This window comes from Peptoniphilus sp. Marseille-Q6390, from assembly GCF_965119475.1.
This window is the reverse complement of the sequence record NZ_CBCPLS010000001.1, coordinates 1,204,046-1,215,717: the sequence shown is the minus strand read 5'-3', so window position 1 is coordinate 1,215,717 and position 11,672 is coordinate 1,204,046. Positions and strand designations below refer to the sequence as shown.

Here is an 11,672-nt window from a genome sequence, read left to right as displayed (position 1 = left end):
TTCTCTGGGTTTGATAAAATCAAAGCAAATAGGAGGTATACTATGAAAAAGAAAATTTTAACTATTTTTCTTGTACTTATTGCAGCCATAACTCTTGGCGCTTGTAGTGCAAACACAACAGCTTACCTAGATGCATCCCAAAAGGTTGCAAACTGGAAGGGCTCAAAGGTTACAGGACAACTTGAATACAATGTTGAAGTAAAAAATCCTGAAACTCAAGAAATTGTAAAAATGAAATTCCCTGTAAGCCTTACTGGCGAACAAGTTGGAAAAGACAAGGCACATGTTTTAATGAACCTGGACTTCACAAACTTGAAAAAGGAAATAGCAAAAGTTTCTAAGAGCCAAGAAGAAATTGCAGGACTTAACAAGGACGTGCCAGATAAGATCAAGATGGACCTTTATGTAAAGGGCAATGAAGTTATCATGTCAAAAGACATCTTTGCACTTGGAAGTGGATCCTTCAAGGACATTAAGGAAGACTACATCTCAATAGCAGATGAAGAAAATGGTCTTTCACCAAAGGCTGCACAATACTTTAACTCTGAAGAATTTAAGACAGACCTAATCAAGTTAATGGACCTTGCAACTAAGGACATTAAACAAGAAATTGACTTCAAGGTTGAAGGCAACACATACACATTAAACGCAAATAGTGATGCTATAATTGACCAGTTCATCAAGTCAGCTGACGGTGTTATGAAGAATTGGGATGCAGTTTCAACATCTGCTTTAGCAATTGTTGACAAGGCTGGACTTCCAATGACTGATGAAGAAAGAAAAGACTTCAAAGAACTTAACAAGGAATACAAGGCAGAAGACTTAAAAGAAGCTGCTAAGGGCGTAAAAGAAATGATCAAGGGATCAAATATTTCTCAAAAGACAACTTTTGAAGAAAACAAAGTTATCCAAGATCTAGCAATGCAATTTAACTTTGCAGAATTTGTAAAAGTTTCTGTTAAGGGAAAAGTTAACACAGTAAAAGACGAAAATGTAAAAATCAACTTCCCAACTTCAGTTAAAAAATTAACTACAGAAGAATATATGAAGTTAATCATGCCAAATGTAACTCTTGTAACAGTAAGAGTAAATGGCGAAGACATCACTTTTGAAGATCCAGAAGCTCTTCCAAAGATCATGAATGACAGAACTATGCTAGCAGCTCGTGCTTTCTATGAAAAAATCGGCGCAAAAGTTGATTGGAATGGAAAAGACAGGACTGTAACAGTTACAAAGGACAAGGATAAAATTGTTCTTAAAATTGATTCTAACAAGGCCCTTGTAAATGGAAAAGAAGTTGCACTTGACTCACCAGCAGTTATTGTAAAAGACAAAACTTACATCCCAGTAAGATTCGTATCTGAAGCCTTTGGTTACAAGGTTAAATACGACAAGAACGACGGAATGCCAATAGTTGACATCTTCAACATGACTGAAAAAGAATTAGAAGCAAAGCTTGCAGAAATTGAAAAAGAAGATAACTACAAGATGATAGCTTCAATGAAAACAGACCTTAAGGACGAAGAAGTTGTTAAAACTTTAAAGGAACTTTATGAAGGCAAAGAATTAGAAAAACTACTTGCAGCAAAGGCTGACCTTGACAAAAACCCTGAACTTCTAAAGAAATACCAAGAAGAAAACAAAAAAGAAATGGAAGAATTCTTAAAAGAAGACAAGGAAGAAGTTAAGGAAGAAAAAGCTGACAAGAAAGAAACAAAAGAAGTTAAAGAAGAAAAAGTAGCTGAAAAGACAGAAAAATCTGCTGAAAAAGCAGCAAAAGTTCTTTTCTCAGTTGTAAAATAAGATAAAAATTATCCCAAGAGAAAGTCTCTTGGGATTTTTTGTTTTCAAAACACATATTAATTTTAACAAGGAAGCCAAGCCAGGCTTCTTTTTTTATAAGTCTAGTTTGAAGTGAATTTTTATATAAGATAGGTTGTAAAATAAAAAAAGTCACAGCTTTATAATAAAAAACAAATTACTAAGATTATTTTTTATCTACTTTAAAGCTATTTATAAAATTTTGTTTATGGTAATATATAGTAGTATTTAAAAAGTTATAAATAAAAATTCTACTATATGGAGGATTTATGAAGATATTAAAAAGAGATAAGAGAGAGGTTGATTTCGATCACTTAAAGATAAAGAATGCCATCGAAAAAGCCTTTGACTCTGTTGGAAAACCCTATGTTGATTCTGTTATCAACGCCTATGCCCTTGACATCAAAAATAGCCTATTAAAAAACTATGATCCAAAGAATCCGCCAACTGTGGAAGAGATTCAGGACTTAGTTGAGCTAAAGCTAATTGATGAGAAGGAAATCGAAGTTGTAAAGGCCTACATCCTTTACAGAAATAGACATTCTGAAGAAAGGCAAATTTTAGACAAGTTCGCCAACTACATCACTGATGACAAGGTTCTAAAGATTTTGAAGTTCGTGAGAAAGACTTACGACCCAAAGAAGTACGAGCTTGAGAACTTGTACAAAAAGTTTGAATCCTTTGTGAAGAAGGACCAAAGTCAAGATGCCTATCTTTCTGAAATTATTAAAGCTGCAAGTGAACTTACAGACAAGGATGCCCCTAGGTGGGAATTTATCGCAGCCCTTTTCTTAAACTACGACCTTGAAAAGAAAATCAAGGCAAACCTAGAAGAGTTTAAGATCAATAATTTCTACGAAAAGATTGCCTTCTTAACTGAAAAGGGTCTTTACGGAGAATACATCCTAGAAAATTATTCTAAGGAAGATATTCTTGAGCTGGAAGCATATATCGACAATTCAAGAAACAGGCTCTTAAACTATTCTGGTCTTGACCTCTTAATTAAGAGGTATGTGATCAGGAGCCACGACGGCAGGTTTGTGGAATCTATCCAAGAGATGTTTATGGGAATTGCCATGCACCTTGCTATCCCTGAGAAAAATAGGATTTACTGGGCTAAGAAGTTCTACGATATTTACTCTAGCCTAAAGGTTACTGTAGCCACACCAACTATGTCTAATGCGAGAAAGCCTTACAACCAACTTTCTTCCTGTTTTATTGACACAGTGCCAGATACCCTAAAGGGAATCTATCGTTCCATTGACAACTTCGCTCAAATTTCTAAGCACGGTGGCGGTATGGGACTTTACTTTGGTAAGGTTCGTGCAACTGGTTCTGACATCAGGGGCTTCAAGGGGGTTGCTGGTGGTGTTATAAGATGGATAAAGCTTGCCAATGACACTGCTGTTGCTGTTGACCAACTGGGAGTTCGTCAAGGTTCTGTTGCCTGCTATCTTGATGCATGGCACAAGGACATCCCAGAGTTCTTACAACTTCGTACCAATAATGGGGACGACAGGATGAAGGCTCACGACATCTTCCCTGCTATTTCCTATCCAAATCTATTCTTTGAATTGGCAGAGAAGGACATCAACGCGACCTGGTATATGTTTGATCCCCACGAAGTTCTTGCAAAGAAGGGCTATTCTCTTGAGGACTTTTACGGCAAGGAATGGGAAGAAAAGTATAGAGAATGTATTGAAGATGAGTCTATCTCCCGTCGTGTAATGTCTGTAAAGGACCTTGTTAGACTTATTATCAAGTCACTTACTGAAACAGGCACACCTTTTGCCTTCTACAGGGACAATGTAAATGAGATGAATCCAAACAAGCACGTTGGTATGATTTACTCATCAAACTTATGTACAGAAATCATGCAAAACATGTCTGCAATTGAAACCCTAGATACTACAATAGAAATAGAAGACGGGGACGAAGTCATTGTGACAAAGACTAAGCCAGGCGACTTTGTAGTTTGCAACCTAGCTTCTCTTGTTCTTGGAAATATTGACCTTGAAGATGACAAGGAGTTAAAGGATATTGTTGCAACAACTGTAAGGGCTCTTGACAATGTTATTGACCTTAACTACTACCCAATTCCTTATGCCAAGGTGACAAATAGGAAGTACAGGTCCATTGGTCTTGGAACTTCTGGTTACCACCACGCCCTTGTAAAGGCTGGCATGGCATTTTCTGATATAGAAGACCATTTGAAGTGGGCAGACGACCTTTATGAAAGGATAAACTTCCACGCAGTTACTGCCTCTATGGAAATTGCCAAGGAAAAGGGATCCTATGACTTCTTTGAGGGTTCTGATTGGGAAAATGGAAAATACTTCGATCTTCGTGACTACAAGGACGCAAAGTGGAATAAATTAAGAGAAGATGTGAAGGCCAACGGACTTAGAAATGGTTACATCATGGCAATTGCCCCAACTGGTTCTACTTCAATTATAGCTGCGACAAGCGCAGGTGTTGACCCAGTTATGAATAGGTATTTCTTGGAAGAAAAGAAGGGCTCAATCCTTCCAAGGGTGGCACCAGACCTTACTCCACAAAGCTTCTGGCTTTATGAAAATGCCCACGAGCTTGACCAAAACTTTGTAATCGAGGCTGCAGCTATTAGGCAAAGACACATTGACCAAGCTCAGTCCATTAACTTCTATATAACAACTGACTTCACAATGAGAAAGATCCTAAACCTTTATATCAAGGCAGCCAAGGAAAAGTTAAAGTCCGTTTATTATGTGAGAAGTAAGTCTTTAGAGGTTGAAGACTGCGACTATTGTGCGTCATAAATTATTGTAAAGCTACAATTTTTTACAAAATTACAAACTTCTATAGGCTTGTAAACTTTTATGAAGTCACAAATTCTTACAGAGTCGTAAACTTTTATTAAGTTATAAAACTTTATAGGGTCATAGATACCTATAAGTTCATAAGTATTTAGAAAAGCGTTAAAAATTATTATTAAGGAGGAAATATGCAACTTTCAAAAAGAGGTCTCTTTAATGAAAAGGGAGACATTGAAACTTCCAAGAGAAGGGTCATCAATGGTAACACAACAAACCTAAATGACTTCAACAACTTGAAGTACAGCTGGACAAGTGATTGGTACCGCCAAGCTATGAACAACTTTTGGATACCAGAGGAAATTAATCTTTCCCAAGACGTGAAGGACTACAGGGAACTCGACAAGGCTGAAAAAACTGCCTACGATAAGATTTTATCCTTTTTGATTTATCTTGATTCACTGCAAACTGCTCAGATACCAAAGCTACAATCCTATGTAACGGCAAATGAAATCAACCTTTGCCTTTCAATCCAGGGTTACCAAGAGTCCATCCACTCTCAATCTTATTCCTACATCTTGGACACAATTTGTTCTCCAGAAGAGAGGGAAGAAATCCTCTACCAATACAAGGATGACGAAGTCCTATTAAAGAGAAATAAATTTATTGGGGACCAATACCAAGACTTCTACGAAAATGAAAACCTGGACAACTTTATGAAGGCCCTAATTGCCAACTACATCCTTGAAGGAATTTACTTCTACTCAGGCTTCTCCTTCTTCTACAATCTTGGAAGAATGGGCAAGATGCCTGGCACAGTTTCTGAAATCAGATACATCAATAGGGACGAAAACACTCACCTTTGGTTATTCAGGAGCATCATCCTTGAGATGAAAAAGGAAGAGCCAGAAATATTTACAGATGAAAATATAGAGAAATATAAAGAAATGCTTAAAAAGGGTGTTGAGGAAGAGATTGCTTGGGGTAAGTATGTCATAGGCGATGAAATTAAGGGTCTCAATGAAAAGATGATTGAAGATTACATCATGTACCTTGGCAACTTGCGTTCCAGGAATCTAGGTTTTGGTAACCTCTTTGATGAAAATATCGATGAGCCAGAATCTATGAAGTGGGTTAGCGAATACTCTGATCCAAATCAAATTAAGACAGACTTCTTTGAAGCAAGACCATCTGCATATTCCAAATCTTCTGTAATTGAAGATGACCTTTAATAAGAAAGAGATTTAAGCCGGATTTTTATCCGGTTTTTATTTTTAAAAAATTTCATCCCTTAAGGAGGTTTATAAGATGGAAGATAAGGACAACAACAAGAGGCCCAGATATAATTTACTTAGATATTACTTGATTTCAATCTTGGCAGTCTTTGCCCTAAACTGGTTGATTTTGCCAATGGTGACACAAAACAGTATAGAGGGTTCTTCTTATTCAGACTTTAGGAATAACTTGAGCCAGAATAAAATCGAAGAGGTAAGCTTTAAGCAAGACCAAATCCTCTACAAGCTTAAGGATGACAAAAAAATCTACAAGACTGGGAAGATGGAAGATCCAGACATAGTTAAAGACCTTGAAGAAAAGGGTGTTGAATACTCTTCTGAAATCCCAGAAAAGCCAAGCTTATTTATGAACTTTGTAATGACTTGGGGATTCCCAATCCTACTATTCTTCTTGCTCCAAAGGGCAATGACTAAGAGAATGGAAAATCTCGGCAGCGGTGGCATCTTTGGTGGCGGAAAGAAAATCCAAAAGTACGAACCAAGTGGCGAGACTGTAAACTTTGATGACGTTGCAGGTCAAGAAGAGGCAGAGGAGTCCCTGGTGGAAATCGTGGACTACTTAAAAAATCCAAAAAAATATACAGACATAGGTGCCAAGTGCCCTAAGGGCGCCCTACTTGTTGGCCCTCCAGGAACTGGTAAGACCCTACTTGCCAGGGCAGTAGCTGGAGAAAGCCACGTTCCCTTCTTCTCCATAGCAGGTTCTGAATTCGTAGAAATGTTTGTGGGACGTGGTGCAGCTAAGGTAAGAGAACTCTTTGATGAAGCGAAAAAGAATGCCCCATGTATTATTTTTATTGACGAAATTGATACTATTGGTAAGAAGAGAGATTCAGCAGGAATTTCTGGCAATGATGAAAGAGAGCAAACTCTTAACCAACTTTTGACAGAGATGGACGGCTTTGATGGCAACATTGGAATTGTAATGCTTGCTGCAACTAACAGACCCGAGATCCTTGACCCAGCCCTTTTAAGACCAGGAAGGTTTGACAGACAAATTAGGGTTGAGCTCCCAACTTTAAAGGACAGGATTGAAATCTTAAAGGTTCACGCTAGGTCCTACAAGATGGAAGATGACATTGATTATTCACTTATTGCAAGGTCAACTGCCGGTGCATCAGGTGCCCAACTTGCAAATATCTTAAACGAAGCTGCCCTTCGTGCAGTTAGGATGGGTCACGACAAGGTTCGTCAAGAGGACATCCAAGAGTCAATTGAAGTTGTAATTGCAGGTGCCCAAAGAAAGCAAGACATCCTTTCTCCAGAAGAAAAGAAGAGGGTGGCCTACCACGAAATTGGTCACGCCCTTGTTGCAGCTCTACAAACTGGGTCTGAGCCTGTGGAAAAAATTACAATTATCCCAAGGACTTCAGGAGCCCTAGGTTACACTATGCAGGTTCCTAAGGATGAAAAAAATCTCTACACAAGAGAAGATTTGATTAACCACATCACAACTCTTTGTGGAGGACGTGCAGCAGAAGAAGTTATCTTTAATGAAGTTTCCACTGGTGCAGCCAACGACATAGAGAAGGCAACAGAAACTGCAAGGTCCATGATCACCCAATATGGTATGGCTGACGAATTTGGCATGGTTAAGTTCCAAGATTCTGGCTCACGATACATGGGCGACAATGGAAACATGAACTGCTCTGAAGAAACAAGAAAAGAAATTGACGACCTCATGGTTAAGATTGTGAAGTCAGCCCAAGAAAATGCAAGACAATTAATTGCAGACAATAGGGATGCCATGAAGGAACTTTCTGAATTCTTGTTAGAAGAAGAAACAATAACTGGCAAACAATTTATGGAAATTTTATCAAAGTACAAGAACTTTGAAGAAGAATAAGAATTATGAAGAAGGCGGCATGAGCCGCCTTTTTTGATTGTACGCTTTAGCATGAATAAACCACCAGCTATGCTGGTGGTAGAAAAATAAAGCTTTAGCTTAAAGCAAAAAACCTCCCGTGATAAACTATTAATGTTACTGGCAGTAGCATAAATAGAAAAGGGAGGTATCCTAAAATGGATAAAAATAGTTTATCACATACATCCTGGAATTGTAAGTATCACGTAGTATTTGCTCCAAAATATAGAAGACAAGTAATTTATGGAAGGTTAAAACAAGATATAGGAAAAATATTAAGGGATTTATGTGACAGAAAAGGAATAAATATAATAGAAGCAGAATGCTGTCCAGACCATATTCATATGTTGTTGGAAATTCCACCGAAATACAGCATATCTCAAACAATGGGATATTTAAAAGGGAAAAGTAGTCTAATAATATTTGATAGGCATGCAAATTTAAAATACAAATATGGGAATAGACACTTTTGGTGTAGAGGATATTACGTAGATACAGCAGGAAAGAATGCGAAAAAGATACAAGAATATATAAAAAATCAATTAAAAGAAGATTACATGGCAGATCAAATAAGTATAAAGGAATTTGTAGACCCGTTTACGGGTGAGCAAGTGAACAAAAGCAAAAAATAAGGTGCTTTAGCACCAGCTGTGAAAATTGGTGCACGAGAAAGAAAGTTCAAAGCATGGAATGCTGCCGGTAACAGCCCCTTATAGGGGCAAAACAAACCACCGGCTTAGCCGGTGGTTATGATTGCAAAAGTCTTGCAGGGGTAAAGTATAAATATAGTTAGAAAAATTTAGAGAGAGAAAAGGAGATGAATATGGGATTATTAGTAGAAGGTAAATGGCTTGACCAGTGGTATGACACAGAGTCAACAGGTGGAAAATTTGTGAGAAAGGACTCTTCATTCAGGGACTGGATAACAAGGGACGGAAAAATAGATGACGGGGACAGGAAGGCCTACCCAGCAGAAAAAGGGAGATACCACCTCTATGTTTCGCTAGCTTGTCCTTGGGCAGCAAGGGCCCTAATGGTTAGGAAGCTCAAGGGACTAGAAGACATTGTTGGCCTTTCAATTGTGAGTCCTCTTATGTACGACAAGGGTTGGACCTTTGGAGACTATCCAGGTGCAACAGAGGACAAGGTCCATGGCTTTAAGTACCTTCATGAGCTATACACCCATGTGAAGCCTGACTACACTGGCAGGGTAACTGTGCCGGTTCTCTACGACACAAAAGAAGAAAAAATCGTCAACAACGAATCCTCAGAAATAATTAGGATCTTCAACCATGCCTTTGACGACTTAGGAGCAAAAGAGGGAGACTTCTATCCAGAAGACCTTAGAGATGAGATAGATGAGATAAACGACTTTGTCTACGACAGGATCAACAATGGGGTTTACAAGGCAGGCTTTGCAACTAAGCAAGAAGTTTACCAAGAGGAAGCGAAAAATGTATTTGAAGCCCTAGATAAGATAGAAGAAATCTTATCAAAGAATAAGTTTTTAGTTGGCGATAGGTTTACTGAAGCAGACATAAGACTCTTTACCACTCTAGTTCGATTTGATCCAGTTTACTTTGGTCACTTCAAGTGCAACCTAAGACCCCTTACTTCTTATGAAAATATTTGGAGATACACAAGAGTTATTTACAACATGGAGGGAGTGGCAGAGACAGTGAACTTAGACCACATCAAGACCCACTACTACATGTCCCACGACTTGATAAATCCAAATAAGATAGTGCCAATAGGTCCAGAGATAGACTTCTCACTTTAAGATAAAATCTTATAATAACAAAAAATCCTAGGTTTTCAGGCCTAGGATTTTTAAATTTACCAAGTTTTATAAACTTACTTATCAAGTTTTGAAATTATTTGTGCTACTTCTGCCCTTGTTAAGTTTGCCTTAGGTGAGAACTTGTTGTTAGTAGTTCCACTTAGGATTCCCTTGTTAACTAGGAATTCAATTTCGCCAAGAGCCCAGTCAGAGATTTCCTTTTGGTCATCAAAGACTACCATCTTAAGAGTTGAAGTGTCGTCGCCCATTAATTTTAGATAAGCTGCCAAAGTGTAAGCCATTTCTTCACGAGTGATGTCTTCATTAGCCATTGGCTTAGAAGTCTTTGGAAGAAGTTTATTTTCAACAGCCCAGTTCATGTATTCAGTGTAGAACTTGCCAGCTTCGATGTTCTTGTCCTTAACTTCAGCGTATTTCTTTGTGTCAAGCTTGCCAAGTCTTCCAAGTATTGTTATAAATTCTCCGCGAGTGATTTTTTCATTTGGAGAGAACTTAAGGTCACTTGTACCAACCATTAACTTCTTGTTGATGGCATCGATAATAGGCTTTCTTGCCCAGTGATCAATTAAGTCGGCCTTAGAAACTTGTGAAAGTTCTTTTTGTAGTCCCTTTTCTAGGTCAAAAACTTCTTTTTCCCATTCCATTGTCTTAGCAGTAGAGAATTCTGCAGCCTTTGCCTTGTCCTTAGAATAAAGTTCAATCCATTCCTTTTCAACTTGAGGAAGGTCCTTCATGATTTTAGCTTCAAAGTCTGTTACAGTTTTTCTTGTTGATTCGCCAAGTGCTTCTCTGTTGCCAGAAACTAAATCATTAACAGATGAGCCAACCCAGTAGTAAGAGTTTGCATCATAAACTGGTGAATCATTTTTTGCTTCAGCTGTAGAGTCGTTGATGTCAGGGAAAATTGGAATCCAAGGAATGTTAAGTGGACTTCCTAGAGTCATCCACATAAGACCTGGAGCTTCCTTTGGATAACCCTTCTTAATTTGGAAGATGTGGGCTTGCATTGTGTTAATAGATCCAATTGGTCTCTTGTGAGTCTTAGGCTTTGCCTTTCTCTCAGCCTTGTTGTCTGATGGAGTAAATTCAGTTCCATCAAGTCTATTTCTAAATACATTTAGGGCATGAGTTATATCTATTTTTTCACTGCCTTCTGATAGGTCATTTAACAAGTCAAATCTCTTTGCATCGTAAGGAACTTTTGAGTTAGGGTCAAGGTCGTGGATACCAGACCAAACTCTTGAACGAGATGTATCTCTAATTTCCTTAGGGCCATAGGATCCAGCCATATCCATTAGACCATCAGCAGTTTCCTTATAAGTCTTTGCCTTCTTTGCAACTTCGACTATGTCTTTTGATGCAATTACATTTTCCTTGTCCTTAAGGTCAACGCCACCTAGCCAAAAATCGTTAGGGAAGATACTAAATTTGTCGGCAGGATACTTAATGGCAACATATTGGTGGCCAGTGTAAATTTCCATGTACCAAACTTCATCTTGGTCGCCAAAGGCAACAATGTCACCCATTGACGCACCTTGCTCATCAATAGTTTTTGCCAAAAGTTCTATTGCGCCCCTAGCTGATTTTGCGTGTGCAAGTAAGAAAGTTGTCATACTTGCTTCATTGACCCCATCTTTTACAAAAGGATCAGCCTTTAAGACTTCGTCTGATGGGTCAGCAGAAACTGTACAGAAGATACCTACACCTGCCTCGTTGTAGCCAGCTGCATCGTAGACACCTTGCTCCATGTCTTTTGGCTTCTTGGAAGAGTCTGGAGTTGAGAAAAATTTCAAAGAGTCTTCCTTGTGTATGTATGTAAATCCGTTGTTGACATCAACCAACTTATCGCCCTTCTTGATTTCTCCACGTGGGTGAGTTACAAGTCTCATAGTCCTATTTCTTTGGTAGTCTTCAGTTCTTCCAAAGATAAAAGAACCATCAGTAGTTAGGTCTTTACCAACGATAATACCTGTGCAGGCAAAAGTTGGAACTGCCATGGATAAGACCATGCTAGATGCAAGACCTGCTATCAATAATCTCTTCTTGCTATTTTTCATAAATACCTCCTTGGCTCCCTTTTATAAAAATGTTTTCTTTAT

General features: G+C 38.3%; 7 protein-coding genes. 6 read left to right on the top strand and 1 reads right to left on the bottom strand.

All coding sequences use genetic code 11. The features are described from left to right. Window positions 1–42 precede the first annotated feature (42 nt). From ACWPVO_RS05765 to ACWPVO_RS05740, 6 genes are all read left to right on the top strand, one after another. Entirely contained in the window at window positions 43–1,803 is a 1,761-nt protein-coding gene (locus ACWPVO_RS05765; RefSeq protein ID WP_454207147.1) for a copper amine oxidase N-terminal domain-containing protein, read from the top strand. Between the two features lie 287 nt (window positions 1,804–2,090). After that, the gene (locus ACWPVO_RS05760; protein ID WP_454207145.1) at window positions 2,091–4,619 is read left to right on the top strand and encodes a ribonucleoside-diphosphate reductase subunit alpha; all 2,529 of its coding nucleotides are present in this window, start codon (window positions 2,091–2,093) and stop codon (window positions 4,617–4,619) included. Between the two features lie 185 nt (window positions 4,620–4,804). After that, window positions 4,805–5,845 carry a ribonucleotide-diphosphate reductase subunit beta gene (locus tag ACWPVO_RS05755; protein ID WP_005955234.1) on the top strand — a complete coding sequence of 347 codons (1,041 nt, stop codon included), beginning with the start codon at window positions 4,805–4,807 and terminating at the stop codon, window positions 5,843–5,845. A 76-nt stretch (window positions 5,846–5,921) separates the two neighbouring features. After that, on the top strand, window positions 5,922–7,754 hold the full coding sequence (ftsH, locus tag ACWPVO_RS05750; RefSeq protein WP_454207143.1) for an ATP-dependent zinc metalloprotease FtsH: 1,833 nt from the start codon (window positions 5,922–5,924) through the stop codon (window positions 7,752–7,754). A 176-nt stretch (window positions 7,755–7,930) separates the two neighbouring features. After that, window positions 7,931–8,404, top strand: coding sequence for an IS200/IS605 family transposase (tnpA, locus tag ACWPVO_RS05745; protein WP_005955379.1), 474 nt, complete (start codon window positions 7,931–7,933; stop codon window positions 8,402–8,404). A gap of 191 nt (window positions 8,405–8,595) precedes the next feature. Then, window positions 8,596–9,552: a glutathione S-transferase family protein gene (locus ACWPVO_RS05740; protein ID WP_454207141.1), complete on the top strand. Its 957-nt coding sequence runs from the start codon at window positions 8,596–8,598 to the stop codon at window positions 9,550–9,552. A gap of 74 nt (window positions 9,553–9,626) precedes the next feature. Here ACWPVO_RS05740 and ACWPVO_RS05735 read toward each other — a convergent pair whose 3' ends face one another. Beyond that, window positions 9,627–11,630, bottom strand: coding sequence for a C69 family dipeptidase (locus tag ACWPVO_RS05735; protein ID WP_454207139.1), 2,004 nt, complete (start codon window positions 11,628–11,630; stop codon window positions 9,627–9,629). Window positions 11,631–11,672 lie beyond the last annotated feature (42 nt).

What these genes read in the sequence shown, in the direction of transcription:
- ACWPVO_RS05740 (WP_454207141.1), top strand. Translation starts at nt 8,596, where the DNA reads ATGGGATTATTAGTAGAAGGTAAATGGCTTGACCAGTGGTATGACACA.
- ftsH (WP_454207143.1), top strand. Translation starts at nt 5,922, where the DNA reads ATGGAAGATAAGGACAACAACAAGAGGCCCAGATATAATTTACTTAGA.
- ACWPVO_RS05735 (WP_454207139.1), bottom strand. Translation starts at nt 11,630, where the DNA reads ATGAAAAATAGCAAGAAGAGATTATTGATAGCAGGTCTTGCATCTAGC.
- ACWPVO_RS05760 (WP_454207145.1), top strand. Translation starts at nt 2,091, where the DNA reads ATGAAGATATTAAAAAGAGATAAGAGAGAGGTTGATTTCGATCACTTA.
- tnpA (WP_005955379.1), top strand. Translation starts at nt 7,931, where the DNA reads ATGGATAAAAATAGTTTATCACATACATCCTGGAATTGTAAGTATCAC.
- ACWPVO_RS05765 (WP_454207147.1), top strand. Translation starts at nt 43, where the DNA reads ATGAAAAAGAAAATTTTAACTATTTTTCTTGTACTTATTGCAGCCATA.
- ACWPVO_RS05755 (WP_005955234.1), top strand. Translation starts at nt 4,805, where the DNA reads ATGCAACTTTCAAAAAGAGGTCTCTTTAATGAAAAGGGAGACATTGAA.